The sequence below is a fragment of the Agathobaculum sp. genome, from assembly GCF_034098985.1.
Lineage (GTDB): Bacteria > Bacillota > Clostridia > Oscillospirales > Butyricicoccaceae > Agathobaculum.
Window position 1 is genome coordinate 65,598 of record NZ_JAXEOA010000004.1, and the last position, 15,210, is coordinate 80,807.

Sequence of the window (15,210 nt, forward strand, 5' to 3'; positions counted from 1 at the left end):
GGGCGCTTTTCTTTGCAGTTAAGTGAGTGTATATGTGACGGTGGTTTTCAGCTCAATACCATTCTTGTTCGCAAGGCCGCTCGGCAGCGTTACGGTACCGTTTAAGCTTTTGGTGCCAATAAACGCGGAAGTGGCTTCATATTCGGTATAATCCCAAGTGATATTGGCGGTTTCCGTGCCGTCATTGGTGGTGATCGTGACCTGCATGGGGAAAGAAAGGCTGGAAACCGGCGTGTTCGTGCTGTAAGAGTAGGTGTTGCCGACCGACGCCGGGATCGAGACCACATACCATTCCAGCGTGACTGTCGCGGAGACGGAAAGCGGAATGTTGGACGGATTTACGATACCGTCCAGTTGGACAGTGCCCGTGATGGTTTGCGCCGTGTTGTACAAGTTGGCGTTAAAACTGCTTTCGTTCCACTGGATATTGGCCGCATGTGCGCCAGACTGCGAAGCGGTGACGCTGGTAGTGGCCGGCAGGCCGAGATCGGCAAACGCCGCGCCTTTATCCTTGGTGATATTCGCGCTGACCGGCGCGACGCTCTGCAATTCGTCCGGCAGGGGAGAGACCGGCCCAAACGCCGCGCTCGTCACCGAAGAACTGTTTGCGCCGCTGATTTTAACGGTGAGCGTCTGATTCAGATCGGCAGCCGCAGTCGTATATGTGCTGGAAACCGCGCCGCTGATTTCCGCGCCGTCTCGGTACCACTGATAGGTGAGGGGCGCGGTTGCGTCCGCGTTGGCGTGGGCGGTCAGCGTGTTGCCGACTGTAGAACTGCCGGTAATTTCCGCTGATGTGACCGGATGGACAGCCGGCGGCGTAACGCTGGATGATCCACCGCCGCCGCCCGAGGGCTTGCCGGCGTCATACTGCGGATCGGGCTTTACCGCGGCGGCCTGATCGGCGGCCTCGTCCGCCGCTTTGTCGATGGCAGCCTGCTCAGCCTGCCATTTGCTATTTAACTCAGCTTCCAATTCCTTAAGGTCGGCGTCCTCCGGGATATAGGGCGTAAGGTCGATCGTATCGCTGTTTTCCAGCGCCGCAACGGCCGCAAACGCGGGGGCGGAATCCAGTGTGAGCGCGGTTTTTGTGATTTCCGCGCCTGAAGAAACCATTTGTTCGCCCGCGGTGATGACGTGCTCCTCGCCCTCGACTGTCCACACCACCTTGCCGGAGAACAGGCCGGCGGCCGGCTGGTCGTTCAGCAGCGAGACATAACCCGAGGTGCCGCGCACGCTCATGCTGGTGCCGCCCGCGGAGACCGACATCGAGGAATCGCTCGACAACGGCTTCTTGACGTTAAAGAACATACTGCCGCTTTTGAGCGTGATCTTGAGCTTTTTACCCGTCGCCGTGCTGATCGTCGCGCTTGACGAGGCGGCAAGCTTAATGGCCTTGTCGTCATCCACCTGGAAGTAGACAGTGGTTGATTTGCCGGTCGTGATCGTATAGCCCGAGGCAAGCCTCATGCCTTTTGTGGCGGACACGCTCTTCTTGCCGCCTTTGTTGACGGTGGCGTTTGAACCCTCGACCGACAGGATCGAGATGCTGCGGCTGGTTGCCGAGGTCTGCGCCGCGCCCGCCATAGCCGGGGCGGAGACCATCAGTACCGCGAGCATCGCGGCCAGCAGTTGTTTACAAAGTTTCATGGGATGCCCTCCTTATGAATCCGGAAGCGTGAGCGCGGCCGTGCGGATCGCGCCGTTTAAGGTATCGGCAATATAAAGCGTGCCGTTTACAACACAGAGATCGGTCGGCAGATTGAGCTGAGAGCGCCGCGCGGGGCCGTCCGAATAGCCTGCCTCCCCGGTGCCGATGAGCGTGATCACCATACCGTCCGGTAAAACCGCGCGCACGCAGTGGTTGCCCGCGTCGGCGACCAGAAGCGTGCCGTCCTCCAAGAGGCGCAGGCCCTGCGGAAAGCGGAACCGGGCGTCTGCGCCCTTGCCATCGCGGTAGCCCGCGGGAAGATAACCGTCCTCATCAGGCGTTTCATCGCCGCCGCCCGCGATGGTAGTCACGTTGCCGTCCTTGATCCGGCGGATGCGGTGGTTGCCCGCGTCGGCCACATAGACCGCGCCATCTGAGCCGACCGCGATGCCGGACGGCTCGCAGAACCGCGCGTCCGCCACAGCGCCATCCTGATATCCGGGCTGCTCGGGCGTGCCTGCGAACAGGGTGACGGTCTGGTCGGCCGCGATCTGGCGGACGCAGTGGTTGAGCGTATCGGCGACATAGAGGCTGCCGTCCTCCCCGAGCGCAACGCCGCCCGGTGTGTTGAACCGGGCGGTTTTGGCCGCGCCGTTCTGGTATCCGGCCTCACCGCTGCCGCAATAGGTATACACTCTGCCGTTCGAAACGGTGCGGATCACATGGTTGCCCGCCTCGGATAGGTACAAGGTGCCGTCCGCGTCTGCGGTGCAGAACGCGGGCTTGTCAAACAGCGCGGTTTTGGCAGAACCGTCCCGAAGCTTACCGAGCGCATAGCCCGCCGCATCACGTCCGATGACCATGCCTGCCGCGGTGCTGACTGCCCCGCTTTGCAGCTTTCGTACCAGATTGTTTCCGCTGTCTAAAATATAAACCGCGCCGCCGCTGGATGCAAGGCCGGTGGGCTCGGAGATCAGGGCTTCGCCCGCCGGACCGTCGTGATAGCCGAGCGCACCCGGCAGAGTGGCTGTCCGTACCTCGCCTGCGCTGACGCGTTGCTGCTGTGCGGCGCGGAAAAGCAAAGAGGCGCTTTCCGCGCGCGTGATGGAGGCGAGAGGGGCAAAGCTGCCGTCCGGCTGGCCGCGAAGCAGGCCGCGTGTGGTTAGCGCGCCGATATAGGGTTTGGCATAACCCGAGACCGCCGCGGCATCCGTATAGGAAAGCTCCGCATCGCCTGAAACGTCCAGAAGACGGCCGACCAGCACCGCCGCGTCCTGCCGGCTCACCGGGGCGTTTGCAAAGGCATAGGTTTTGCCGTCGGCTTCCAGGCTGCCGGTCAGGATGCCGAGTCCCTGCGCGCCGCCCAGATAGGGGCGGAGTGCGGCGGGCACGCTTTCGGCGTCCGCCGTGGTGAGCGCACCCTGCTTGCCGCCCGCGCAGGCTTTGTTGAGCGCGGTGATGAATTCGCCGCGGGTCATCGCCTGTTCAGGTGAAAACGCGCCGTCGCCGGGTGCGAAATCGGAAAACGCGCCTTGTTCTGCGAGCGATGTGATCGCGTCGTATCCCCAGTAAGAGGGCGAAATATCGGAAAACGCGCCCGCGCCTGTCATCAGCATCGCCGCAGACAGGCCGCAGGCAGCCGCCCGCTTGCACCAGTTTTTTTTCATAAGTTTATTCCTCTGTCTCTTCTCTGATTTGCTCCACCCGGTAAACAGTCACCGGTTCGGCCTTGCCTTTCAGAATGCATTCCCCAAGGCAGGCAGCCTCAATGCGGCCGGAAAGCCGCCGATAGACCGCCTCGCTGATAAGCACCTCGCCGCCCTTTGCCCGGCTCTCCAGCCGCGCGGCGGTGTTGACCGTGTCGCCGATGGCGGTGTATTCCATACGGAAATCGGTGCCGATATTGCCGACGACCGCGTCTCCGCAGTGGATTCCGACGCCCACGCCGACCGTACCGCCTCCGGGCAGGGCGGAGGCCAGTTCGCCCGCGCCTGCGGCGATTTGAAGCCCGGTTTTGACCGCCTTGAACACATAATCGTCAACGGCGGCCGGGGCGCCCCAGAGTGCCATGGTCGCGTCGCCGATGAATTTATCGACCGTGCCGTCGTTTTCAAAGATACAGCGTGTCGTCAGCGCCAGATAACGGTTTAAAAACTCGACGACCCGCTCGGGTTCGAGCTGCTCGCTCAGCGTCGTGAAGCCCCGGATATCGACGAAAAGCACCGCGAGGTCGCGCTTCTGCCCGCCGATAGCGAGCGCGCCCTCACCCTTGCGGGCGATGTCCTCCGCGATTTGCGGCGACAGATAGCGGCTGTAAACCCCGACCAACCGGCGGCGTTCCTGCCGCTCGAGCCAGTAATTATAAAAGCTGCGGAAGAAAAAGGTCAGCCAGATGCCGAGCAGGGGATACAAGACCGGCAGAATCCAGCCACGATCGTATAGGAATACGCATAGGGCGGGATAGGCAGCGCTGAGCAGCACGGCCGCGAGCGCACCGAATCGGATATCCAGCCTGCCGCAGAGCACAAAGGTCAGCAGCATCAGCAGGAGCAGCGCGGCAAGTCCGGCGGCAAGCGGCGCGTGCTGCTTGAAATTACCCTCCAGCAGTGCCTGCACGACGTTGGCATGGATCTCGACGCCATACATCTGCGTATCGCGGCTGACCGGGGTATAGTAGCTGTCGAGCATGCCCGCCGAGTAGGGGCCGATGAGCACGATGCTGTCCGCAAACATCTCAGCGGGGTATTCGCCGTTTAACACGCGGATAAACGAGCTGCCTTCGCCCTCTGCGCCGAAGTAGTCCATAGGCTTGCCGGCGTAGGGGATGTACCACTGTCCGTCCTGGTCGAGCGGGGGAGCGGCCTCCGCTCCGGTGTAGGCGCGAAAGACCTCGTAAGCAAAGCTGTTTTCCGTCCGTCCCTCATATGTGACCGCCTGCAGGCTGCGGCGGATAACACCGTCCGCATCGGGCTGCACGTTGGTGTGCCCGGACGAAAGGGCGGCGTCCTTAAGCGCCGGGAAAGGCTCTTCGAGCGTCTGTACGCTGGTGCCGAGCGAAAACCCGGCGGCGTTTTGTTCGATCACCGTGCCGAACGACGCGTAGGACACGAGCACGACATTGCCCGCGTTTTGCACCGACCGGACGAGCGCGTCGTCCTCTTCAGGCGTGCGGCTGCCGTAAAACCCGATATCGACGCCGATAACCGCGGGCTTGCTGTCCGGGTCCTCGCACAGCTTGTCGATGAGTCCGGCGGTCACGTCGCGTCCCCAGGACTGGAACGGACCGAGCGCGCCCAGCGTGTCCTCGTCAATACCGATGACGTAAATATCCGGGCTGATGAGCGAAAGCCGCTGATAAAGGCGGTCCTGAACCGCCCAGTCGGCCCGGTCAAACCCGCCGCCCAGAAAAAGAGCGGCAAGTACAAGGGCAAGCAACGCATAGGCTGCGCGGGCTTTGTCAATCCGCCGCATCTCTGCCCTCCCACGCGCGGCTTTCCCGGAACAGCTGGACGATCTCGCCGTCCAGCTTGCCCTCGCGCACCATATCGTCGAGCACGGAAAATGCCTGTTCGACCGGGAACGCCGGCCGATAGGGCCGGTCGCTGGCGGTCAGCGCGTCGAAAACGTCCAGAATGGTCAGCAGCCGCACCTCGCGGGGCACCTCGTCGCCCTTGAGGCGGTTCGGATACCCCGAGCCGTCCATCAGCTCGTGGTGCTTGGCGGCCCAGCCGGGCACGCTGCGGTAGGCTTCTGTAAACTTGATCTTGCCCAGCAGCTTGCTGGTCAGTTCAACGTGGCTGTTCATAATCTGCCGTTCACCGCCCGAAAGTGTGCCGCGCCGGATGGAAAGCAACTCCTGTTCGCGCGCGGTCAGCCACGGGCGCTCTGCGCCGGCTTCATCGCGGTAGGTGCGCGCAGCGATCCCGGCGATGCCGGCGATATCCGCATCATCCAGCGAAACCGCACGGTTGACACGCTCCAAAAACGTCTGCGCGTCCTGAATGTCGGCCAGCCGCGCGGCGTATTGCTCAGCGTTCAGCCGGTGCTCCAGAAAATCAATCTTTGCGAGCAGGCTGATGGTGTGCAGCCGGTGCCAAACTGCGGTCTCCTCATGCCCCAAGCGGGAATCCTTGTTCATGATTTCGGCCGGGATGACGATTTTGCCAACGTCGTGCAGCCAGACAGCAATGATAAACTGCTCGCGGTCATTTTCCGAGAAGCGCCACGAGGCGCGGCCCTGTTCGCATGCATGGTCGAGGTAGCTGATAAACTGTTCGGCATAGCGCACCATGTTTTTGGTATGGTTGGCGTTATAGGGGGTGCGCTGGTCGAGCGCCTCGATAATGGAATAGACAAACGAGTGGAACAGTTCGGCGGTCTCCTGCAAATAGCTCATATTGCTGATCGACACGGCGGCCAGCGATGCGAGCGAGACGATTGCGCCTTCAAATACCTCGTGGAACGGCACGATTTTACCGTTTTCATCCTGCGCGTTGATGAGCTGCAAAACGCCGATGATTTCACCTGTGTAGCTTTCCATCGGCGCGACCAGCATCGACTGCGTGTGGTATCCGGTAATCGCGTCATAGGTGCGCGGCCCGGAAAAATCGAATTGCTCGGTATTCCACACGTCGGGAACGTTTATCACACGGCGGTCGATCGCCGCGCGCGCACACACATTTTTACGATCGAACGGCACAGGGGGCAGGCTGATCTGCTGGCCGTCCGCGCCGCGGTCGTAACCAAGCGAATTGGTCTTCATGATTGTGAAGACCAGCTTGCCGTTTTGTTTCAAATAGAGCGTGCCGCCGTCGCATCCCGTGATCGACATGGCCTCACTGACGATTTTGGAAAGCAGCTTATTATAATCCTTCTCCTTGCTTAATGCGGCGGCGATGTCCAGGAGATTTTTCACATTCACATGTGTCATCACAGGATGAGTTCCCTCCTTTCCTGCGCCAAAAAGCAGCGGGTGTCTTGACGGGCGATCTCGGCCTGCACCGCCGACAGCTCCGCGTCGGTGCGGGACGGATGCAGGTGTGCAAACGCTGTGCGTTTGGCGCGGCAGGCCTGGGAGAGCTGCAAGCCGTGTTGCCAGGTCGAGTGCCCGAAGCCCTGTCGGGCGGGATATGCGCGGTCGTCGTAAAACGCATCGTATACAAGCAGGTCGCAATCTTTTGCAAACGCGGTGAGCGCGGCTGAACTTTGCGTATCATACTCAAAATCGAGCGCGTATACGAGCGATTTACCGCCACATGTCATGCGGTAGAGCGTGCACTCATCAGGATGATGCGAGCGCATGGTCTCAAACGCGCATCCGCCGATAGAAAACGGCTGGCCGGCACGTAGGGTGTGATAATGCACGTTCGCCAGAAACGCTTCAGTGCCTACCGGCCAGAGCGGTGGACTCATCATGCGGTCGAGCTGCTGGCGCAGGGTCAGACCGCACCGATCCTCGCCGTACAGATGGATGGAATAGTCTTTCTTATACAGCGGCTCGAATAAAGGCAGCCCTTGGATATGATCCAGGTGTGTATGACTGATTAAAATATGTATCTCGTGGTGGGAACGCTTTGCAAGAAGTTCCCGGCCGAGCGGTATGCATCCGGTGCCGCAGTCGAACAGGAACAGCGCTTCCTCCGCCTGCACGCACAAACAGGGCGTATTTCCGCCAAACACCTGCGTATCCGCACCGGGCACCGGGATGGAGCCACGCACACCGTAAAATGTCACCTGCAAATAAAAGCCCCCCACCCTAAGAAAAGGCAATCCACAAATCAATATCGATTAAAAATTGGAATATACTGATACAATTATATTCTAATACATTTATAAGGTTTTGTATAGGGGAAAGGGGAGATTTTCCAATGTTTTTCTATGAAAAAAGAACCTATATGCCTGACGGCCATAGGCTCTTTTGATGATTCAAACAAAACTAATCTTTGTCTTGCAATGCATAAAGCGCAAGACTTGTCAGGCCGATTCCCAGCATTGCTATTCCTGAGCCGGCTTCCAATTTGTTCAAAAAGGATAAAACAAATAGGCAAAACGATGCCCCTCCTTGGCCTTGCGGCTGGGGAGGGGCTTTGCTTTCTGCGAGAATAAAATGAGATTATTTTTCGATTGGTCACATATAGTAAAACAGCAATTGAAAACGGGATATTACGAAATGAGACTGCGGAGGTGGAAAAATGGAAAAGTGGGAAGACCTGTTTGCAGGAAAATTGTTCATCACAGATATCGGAGAGTCGCTTCATACGGTGGTGAACGGAAAGGAGGTAGACCTAGGCAGATATGCCGTGTTTTCACCTAATAAGGGACATCCCGGTCATCAAGCGATTGAGGTGGGCTCGGATGTGAAATTATTGGCTCAGAAATATGGTATTACAGAAGAACGCATTTGTGTCCTGGCGAGTCGGGAGGAAGTAAAATGATCGCGTTAGAGGAACTGTTAAAGAGCATTTCACTTTCTGTGCAAAGCGCGCAGAATGCAATGCAGGAAGCGGAAATTAATAATTTTTTACATTTCTTTGAGAATGAGCTGCAAGCAGATGGTATGGATAATGTATCAGTTCCGGCACCAGTTTCGCCCAAAATACTGCCGTTTTGCATTAATCAAGGCAATCCGCAGCTGAAAGTGCCGCTGGTTTCGCTTACCGGGCACCGCTCACTATCGCTGGATACGGTGCGCGTTGTTTTAAATGTTACCGCGAAAGCAGATAGTGAGGGTGTTCAGGTTGAGGTGGCCTCGGTTGACAATAATGAGCAGCAGAGTCACCAAATCGCACTCGAATTTAAGCAGCAGGAGGCTTCGGAGGGCGTTTCACGTATGCTGGATGCAGCCAATCAGTTTATGTAACCACGGGAGAGAAAGGAGATCAACATGGCATTGGCAGATCAATTCGCGGGCTTACCGCTGGGACAACTGATTGCACAGCCTCTAATTGAGGTAGCTAAAGGGCAAGCTGAGTTGTGCAGTGTTTACTTAAGCTACTTATTCCGCTTGGCCTATAAAGATGGTAAAGCGGATGGAGAGACAAATGTGCTCAAGTTTACACTGAATCGCCAAATCGTCAGCCAAGAGGGTGAATCCAAGCTGCAGGCGATAGAAGTGCAGGCACCGTTGCTTTCGCTGGTTCCAGTGCCGGCCTTTGTTATGGATGAGGCTACCGTGGATTTTGAAATGGAGCTGAAAGAGCAAACCATGACTAAATCCACAGGCGATGAATCGGTGGAAACGCAATTTGGCACGAGTTTTTGGGGATGCCATGCAAGTATCCAAGGCAAGGTTGCCGCGCATCAGGAAAATTCCCGCCAGACGGACAGCACGGCAAAATATAAAATTTTTGCACGTGCTACGCAGCAGCAGCCGTCAGAGGGAATGGCAAAGCTTACATCGATATTTGCGTCTGTGATCGAGCCGATAGAAGCAGGCAAATAACCATATGTGAACTGGCTACATGAGGCAAGACGGAAGAAGGTGCGCAAATGCCTGTTCTAAGTGTGGTAAACTATCGCAGAGCGCATTGGACGGCGGCAGATCCCAATGTACGGGCTGCATTATTGGCGAATATTGGGCTGCTGCGCGTTACCAATGTGCATATTGGGCAAGCTGGGGATATTGAATTTAATGTGGGATCATTTACAAATGTACCGGCAGGTGCGGCGAACAGCATTTTAAGTACAGCGCTTTTGATTACCGCCGCTACGTTGGCGGTAGGAACAACGGTTGAACTGCACGGACATTTTAATACGGTTATAGATCAGCAGACGCGCGAAGCGAGAAAAGAAATCGCATCTATTGCTTTTAAGCTTTCCGCGGTTGGCGCGGAACGACCAGCATATTTGGGATGGATCGACCGTGCGAGCATTCCGGCGGCTAACCGGACGGCTCTTGATCGGGAGATAAATCGCAGGAGATGGAGAAATTAGTAAAATAACATAAGCCGTCCCTTTCGGGGCGGCTTTTATCTTTTTACCACAAACCAACTTCCGTCATCCCGCCGCCAAACAAACGTATTGCGTTTGCCTACCCGCACGCCATAGCGGAGGGCGTGCATGCCCTCATCATACCTACTGCCATACATGTGGACTATCCGGTATTCGCGTCCGTCAGGCCAGATGACGATGGCGGGGAAGTCCAGCCCATCAACGCGTCGTGTGCACACCTCGACGTTTACGATTTGCCGCCGCTGTGGGATTCTATCTCGGCGCACCGACCGTCCTGAAAGGGGCGGCGTTTGCTTTCCGCAGAGCCGGTGCCAAACATTACCACTTGATAAGAACGAACAAATGTTCTATTGTGAAAGCAAGGAGGCGGTACAATGGAACGAGTGATTTTACATGCAGATATGAACGCATTTTATGCGTCTGTCGAATGTCTGCACCGGCCGGAGCTGCGCGATAAACCTGTTGCCGTCGCAGGGGACGCAGAGGCGCGGCATGGCATCATCCTGACCCGTAACCAGATCGCCAAGCGGTTCGGCGTGAAGACGGGGGAAGCGATCTGGCAGGCGCGGGAGAAGTGTCCAGAGCTGGTCACTGTGCCGCCAAACTTTCCGCTTTACCTGCGGTTTTCGGAAATGGCGCGGAATATCTACCGCGACTATTCCGACCGTATCGAGCCTTTCGGCATTGACGAGGCGTGGATAGACGTGACCGGCTGTACGCATCTGTACGGCAGCGGGGAAGCAATTGCAAATGAAATCAGCCGCCGTATCAAAGAAGAGCTTGGACTTACCGTATCCATTGGTGTATCATGGAATAAAATCTTTGCAAAGCTCGGAAGCGACTACAAAAAGCCCGATGCGATAACGGTGTTCTCACGCGAAAACTATAAGGAACTGATTTGGCCGCTGCCGGTTGGTGATTTGTTATACGTCGGACCAGCGACACGCCGAAAGCTGCGCTCAATGTGCGTGCATACCATCGGAGAGCTGGCGCAAATTGAACCCCAGATGCTTCGTGCGCGGCTGGGCAAAATGGGCGATATTTTGTGGGGCTTTGCCAATGGCCTTGATCAAACGCCCGTAGCAATGGATGGCGACGCGCCGGCAGTCAAGAGCATCGGCAACGGCTGCACCGCGCCGCGCGATTTGGTTTGCGACGAGGATGCGAAGCTGCTGCTGTGCGCACTGACTGAATCAGTTGCTATGCGGTTGCGCGAGCAGGGGCTTTGTGCACGCACGGTGGTCGTTGGCATCCGCGACAATGGCTTATACAGCTACGAGAGGCAGGCTAAGCTGCAAAATGCGACCGATCTGACAGAGGATATCCTGACCGCTGCGCTTGCGATCCTGCGGGCGGATTACCGGTGGCATAGGCCGATCCGGTCGCTGACCGTGCGTGTGACGGATTTATGTGCGGGTAGCCAGCCGATACAGCTTGATTTGTATACAGATGCCGAACGACGGGAAAAACAAGAGCAGCTTGACCGGACGTTGGATTGGCTGCGCAGCAGGTTCGGCAATCGTTGTATTCAGCGGGCGGTGCTGCTTACGGATAAAAAGTTCGCGGCGATTGATGCAAAAAGCGATCACATCATTCACCCGGTCGGATTTTTCTAGGAGGAAAGGTTATGTGCGGACGATATCAATTTTCGCTGGATGAGCCGACGCTGCGGCAATATTGGGAGACCGCGCGAGAGAGGTTTCCCAACGTGCACATGGAAACGGGCGAGATATTCCCGACGCATGTTGTTCCCGTTTTGCTGGAGGAGGAAAGCGGTGTTGTGCCAGAACCTGTCAAGTGGGGTTTCCCACGCTTTAACGGCGGCGGGGTCGTCATCAACGCGCGGTCGGAAACGGCAGGCGAGAAACGTATGTTCCGGCAAAGCTTGATGACGCGGCGGTGCGTTGTGCCGACCAGCGGATTCTTTGAGTGGTCGCATGACAAGGCCAAAAACAAATATCGCTTTAAGGTACCGGGTAGCAGCGTGCTTTACCTCGCGGGACTTTGGAATGAGTTTAGCGGAGAGCGGCGGTTTGTGATCCTGACCGAGGCGGCAAACCCGTCAATAGCGGATATCCATGACCGAATGCCGGTTTTGCTGGAGCCGGAACAGGTGGAAGCCTGGATTCGAGACAACGAACAGGTGTCGGCATTGCTTGCGCAAGAAGCCCCTGCGCTCGAACGAGAGGAGGAGGGAAATGTGCAGCAAAGTTTATGTTGACGTGCTGGCGGCATGGACGGCGGATGGGTGGATTATACCCAAGGTGGTTAAATGGGAGGATGGGCGCAAATTTCCTATCGACCGTATCCTCGACGTGCGTCCGGCAGCGTCGCTCAAAGCGGGCGGAGCGGGCATGAGATACACAGTGCGTATCGGCAGGACGCAGAGCTTTTTGTTCCTCGAGGATGACCGGTGGTTTGTGGAGGCGAAACAGCAGGGAGCTTGATTCGTAGGCTGCTGGTTTTTTGGGATCGATTATGCAAACAAAGGCAATTTCACAGGTGACGTGTTAGGTGACGTGTAGAAAAGCCTAAAAAGGCATAATTCAACGTTTTCCACTTTCACATACTAAAATATGATTTCAAGATAAAAGTTATAATAAAATAACAAAATCCCGTTTAACAAAACTGTTAAACGGGATAAATGTTGGTGACCCAGCGGGGATTCGAACCCCGGACACCCTGCTTAAAAGGCAGGTGCTCTGCCGACTGAGCTACTGGGTCATTTGAGTTAATGGAAAAATGGCAGGGACGGCTGGATTCGAACCAGCGAATGTCGGCGTCAAAGGCCGATGCCTTACCGCTTGGCGACGCCCCTGTATTCGCGGGAAGCTGTCCCCTAGAGACAACGCGCTGCACTTGGCAGCGCGTCATAGGGTTGTCATATGGGGTGGGTAAAGGGACTCGAACCCTCGACCCCCGGAACCACAATCCGGTGCTCTAACCAACTGAGCTATACCCACCATATTCGGTCTGATCAGCGGGAATTGGCACGCCAGGAGGGATTCGAACCCCCGGCCTACTGCTTAGAAGGCAGTTGCTCTATCCTGCTGAGCTACTGGCGCATATCCATTCCTGAGCTCGCAACCAAAATAAAAGATTGGAGCGGGTGATGGGAATCGAACCCACGTGTTCAGCTTGGAAGGCTGACATTCTACCATTGAACTACACCCGCGGGTTTTCTGACGCTTAAATATTATACCAAGCATTGCAAGGCTTGTCAACTAGTATCGGGAGACTTTTTACAGATTTTTGGAGTATCAGCACCGCCCCGCCGCAAAAAGAGGCGAGGCGGCGCTAATTATATCCGTCAAATTGTCTGTACGACGATCTTGCCATTCGCCGCCGAGAGATGCGCGCCGGAAAGCGCGCTCTCTGCGGTGACGATCGCGGTGGCGAGCGGGTTTTCGATCTCCTTTTCGATCAGGCGGCGCAGATTTCGCGCGCCGAATTTGATGGAAAAGGATTTTTCTGTCAGGCAGCCGATCAGGCTGTCGTCCCATGTCAGGCGAATATGCTTGAGCGAAAGGTTTTTCGCAAGTTCCTCCAGCATGATCTGCGCGATGCGGCGGAAATCGGCTTCGGAAAGCTGGTTGAAAGCGATGATCTCATCAATGCGGTTGAGAAATTCGGGGCGCATGATTTGTTCAAGCGCTTTCATGGCGCGCTCGCGGCTCTGCTCAGACACTGTTTTGCCAAAGCCCATAGGAGCCGAGCTGCTCGATGAGCCTGCGTTCGAGGTCATGACGATAACCGCGTTTTCAAAGCTGACCACGCGGCCCTGCGCGTCGGTCAGGCGGCCGTCGTCCAGAATTTGCAGCAGCGCGTTGAGCACATCGGGATGCGCTTTTTCGATTTCGTCAAACAGGATGACGGAGTATGGGCGGCGGCGGATCTTTTCCGTCAGCTGCCCGGCCTCGTCATAACCGACATAGCCCGGGGGCGAGCCGATCAAGCGGGAGACCGTATGCTTTTCCATATACTCGCTCATGTCGAGCCGCACGAGTGCGTCGGGCGAATCGAACAAATCGAGCGCGAGCTGTTTGACCAGCTCGGTCTTGCCCACGCCGGTCGGGCCGACGAAGAGGAACGACGCCGGCTTCTTTTTGGGGCTGATGCCCGCGCGCGAGCGGCGGATAGAGGAGGCGACCGCCGAAATGGCCTCGTCCTGCCCGATGATGCGGGCTTTCAGGCGGTCCTCCATGCCGGCAAGCCGCGCACCTTCCTGGGCGCACACCTTGGAGGCGGGGATACCGGTCCAAAGCTCAATGACGGAGGCGAGGTTCTGCTCATCGAGTGCCGGGGCGGGCTTGCACAGCAGCTCGTGCAGGCGCCCCTCCACCTGAAGGAGCCGCGAGCGGCAGGACGCAATGCGCGCGTAGGTCTGCTCGTTTTCGTCGTTCTGCGCGGTCTGCGAAAGCAGATCAAGCTGGGTCTGCAAGCCCTCGAGCTCGGTTTGCAGCGCCGGGATCTCGGAAAGCTGCGGCGAATCGAGGTTCAGGCGCGAGCAGGCCTCATCGATGAGGTCGATGGCCTTATCAGGCAGAAAACGGTCGGTGATATAACGTTCGGACATGCGCGCGGCAAGGTCGCAGACCTCGTCGGACACGGTGACGCCGTGGAACGTCTCATAATACGAGCGGATGCCCTTCAAAATTTCGGCGGTCTCCTTGACGGACGGCTCGCCGATGTGCACAGGCTGGAACCGGCGTTCGAGCGCCGCGTCCTTTTCGATATACTTGCGGTACTCCGCGAACGTGGTCGCGCCGATCACCTGAATCTCGCCGCGGCTGAGCGCGGGCTTCAGAATGTTCGCCGCGTTCATCGAGCCCTCGGAGTCGCCCGCGCCGACGATGTTATGCACCTCGTCGATGACGAGGATGATATTGCCCAGCGCCTTGACCTCGTTAATCAGCCCTTTCATGCGGCTTTCAAACTGGCCGCGGAACTGTGTGCCCGCGACGAGCGCGGTCAAATCGAGCAGGTGGATCTCCTTGTTCCGCATTTTAAAGGGGATGCGCCCCTCGGAGATGCGCACCGCAAGCCCTTCGGCCACGGCTGTCTTGCCGACGCCGGGCTCGCCGATCAGGCAGGGGTTGTTTTTCTGGCGGCGGTTTAAAATCTGGATGACGCGGTCGGTCTCACGGTCGCGGCCGACGATATGGTCGATGCGGCCCTCGCGCGCCTTGCGCGTCAGGTCGTCGCAATAGCTGTTCAAATATTTCCGCTTTTTATCGTTTTGCGGCGGCGTCTGCGAGCGTGTGCGCGCGCTGCCCTGCGGACGCTGCGGCGCTTGCGGCGAAAAGATGGAGGGCATGGGGACGCTGGGTTCCTCGGCCTCGTGGGGCGCGTCGTCGTCCGAATCGTCGGGCCCGGCGGGAACAAGGCCGTTCAAATCCTCGAGTGAGTTGATCTCACCCGCTAGAGCCTCAATATCGTCCTCCGTGATGCCCATTTGCTCCATAATGTTATCGAGCGGCTTAACGCCCAGCTCGCGCGCGCATTTGAGGCATAGGCCTTCCTGCGAGGTTTTGTCCGGGCCTTCAATCTTGGTGATGAAGACGACCGCGACGTTTTTCTTGCAGCGCGCGCACATTGGCATATTCATA

Annotated in this window: 13 protein-coding genes and 5 tRNA genes; 7 read left to right on the plus strand and 11 right to left on the minus strand. The window is 57.4% G+C overall.

Annotation, left to right across the window (positions count from 1 at the left end; genetic code table 11):
* Nucleotides 1-18: 18 nt before the first annotated feature.
* The 5 genes from SO058_RS01275 to SO058_RS01295 are packed head-to-tail and all read right to left on the minus strand — an operon-like array spanning nt 19 to nt 7,384.
* Entirely contained in the window at nt 19-1,650 is a 1,632-nt protein-coding gene (locus SO058_RS01275; RefSeq protein ID WP_320841195.1) for a FecR domain-containing protein, read from the minus strand.
* A gap of 12 nt (nt 1,651-1,662) precedes the next feature.
* A complete protein-coding gene (locus SO058_RS01280; RefSeq protein ID WP_320841196.1) occupies nt 1,663-3,318 on the minus strand; it encodes an S-layer homology domain-containing protein in 1,656 nt (551 codons plus the stop codon).
* 4 nt (nt 3,319-3,322) lie between these two features.
* On the minus strand, nt 3,323-5,122 hold the full coding sequence (locus SO058_RS01285) for a CHASE2 domain-containing protein (RefSeq protein WP_320841197.1): 1,800 nt from the start codon (nt 5,120-5,122) through the stop codon (nt 3,323-3,325).
* Nucleotides 5,109-6,581 carry an HD domain-containing phosphohydrolase gene (locus SO058_RS01290; RefSeq protein WP_320841259.1) on the minus strand — a complete coding sequence of 491 codons (1,473 nt, stop codon included), beginning with the start codon at nt 6,579-6,581 and terminating at the stop codon, nt 5,109-5,111. Before SO058_RS01290 ends, SO058_RS01285 begins: the two co-directional genes overlap by 14 nt.
* The gene (locus SO058_RS01295; protein ID WP_320841260.1) at nt 6,581-7,384 is read right to left on the minus strand and encodes an MBL fold metallo-hydrolase; all 804 of its coding nucleotides are present in this window, start codon (nt 7,382-7,384) and stop codon (nt 6,581-6,583) included. Before SO058_RS01295 ends, SO058_RS01290 begins: the two co-directional genes overlap by 1 nt.
* A 458-nt stretch (nt 7,385-7,842) precedes the next feature.
* Here SO058_RS01295 and SO058_RS01300 point away from each other — a divergent pair, with 458 nt between their 5' ends.
* The 7 genes from SO058_RS01300 (at nt 7,843) to SO058_RS01330 (ending at nt 12,048) form a co-directional block, all read left to right on the plus strand.
* Nucleotides 7,843-8,085, plus strand: coding sequence for a hypothetical protein (locus SO058_RS01300; protein ID WP_320841198.1), 243 nt, complete (start codon nt 7,843-7,845; stop codon nt 8,083-8,085).
* Complete coding sequence (locus tag SO058_RS01305; RefSeq protein ID WP_320841199.1) at nt 8,082-8,510, plus strand: DUF2589 domain-containing protein; 429 nt, start codon at nt 8,082-8,084, stop codon at nt 8,508-8,510. Before SO058_RS01300 ends, SO058_RS01305 begins: the two co-directional genes overlap by 4 nt.
* A 24-nt stretch (nt 8,511-8,534) precedes the next feature.
* Entirely contained in the window at nt 8,535-9,092 is a 558-nt protein-coding gene (locus SO058_RS01310) for a DUF2589 domain-containing protein (protein ID WP_320841200.1), read from the plus strand.
* A gap of 47 nt (nt 9,093-9,139) precedes the next feature.
* Entirely contained in the window at nt 9,140-9,583 is a 444-nt protein-coding gene (locus SO058_RS01315; protein ID WP_320841201.1) for a hypothetical protein, read from the plus strand.
* A 392-nt stretch (nt 9,584-9,975) separates the two neighbouring features.
* Nucleotides 9,976-11,217 carry a DNA polymerase IV gene (gene dinB, locus SO058_RS01320; protein ID WP_320841202.1) on the plus strand — a complete coding sequence of 414 codons (1,242 nt, stop codon included), beginning with the start codon at nt 9,976-9,978 and terminating at the stop codon, nt 11,215-11,217.
* Between the two features lie 11 nt (nt 11,218-11,228).
* Nucleotides 11,229-11,822 carry an SOS response-associated peptidase gene (locus SO058_RS01325; protein ID WP_320841203.1) on the plus strand — a complete coding sequence of 198 codons (594 nt, stop codon included), beginning with the start codon at nt 11,229-11,231 and terminating at the stop codon, nt 11,820-11,822.
* Nucleotides 11,800-12,048 (plus strand): hypothetical protein, encoded by a 249-nt coding sequence (locus SO058_RS01330; protein ID WP_320841204.1) that lies wholly within the window; start codon nt 11,800-11,802, stop codon nt 12,046-12,048. Before SO058_RS01325 ends, SO058_RS01330 begins: the two co-directional genes overlap by 23 nt.
* 201 nt (nt 12,049-12,249) lie before the next feature.
* On the opposite strand, the gene SO058_RS01335 is transcribed toward SO058_RS01330, so the two are convergent.
* From SO058_RS01335 to SO058_RS01360, 6 genes are all read right to left on the minus strand, one after another.
* Nucleotides 12,250-12,325: transfer RNA gene (locus SO058_RS01335), tRNA-Lys, on the minus strand.
* 19 nt (nt 12,326-12,344) lie between these two features.
* Nucleotides 12,345-12,419 (minus strand) — tRNA-Gln (locus SO058_RS01340).
* Nucleotides 12,420-12,487: 68 nt separating this feature from the next.
* Nucleotides 12,488-12,564, minus strand: a tRNA-His gene (locus SO058_RS01345).
* 25 nt (nt 12,565-12,589) lie between these two features.
* Nucleotides 12,590-12,666: transfer RNA gene (locus tag SO058_RS01350), tRNA-Arg, on the minus strand.
* Between the two features lie 36 nt (nt 12,667-12,702).
* Nucleotides 12,703-12,776, minus strand: a tRNA-Gly gene (locus SO058_RS01355).
* A 135-nt stretch (nt 12,777-12,911) separates the two neighbouring features.
* Nucleotides 12,912-15,209, minus strand: coding sequence for an ATP-dependent Clp protease ATP-binding subunit (locus SO058_RS01360; RefSeq protein WP_320841205.1), 2,298 nt, complete (start codon nt 15,207-15,209; stop codon nt 12,912-12,914).
* Nucleotide 15,210 lies beyond the last annotated feature (1 nt).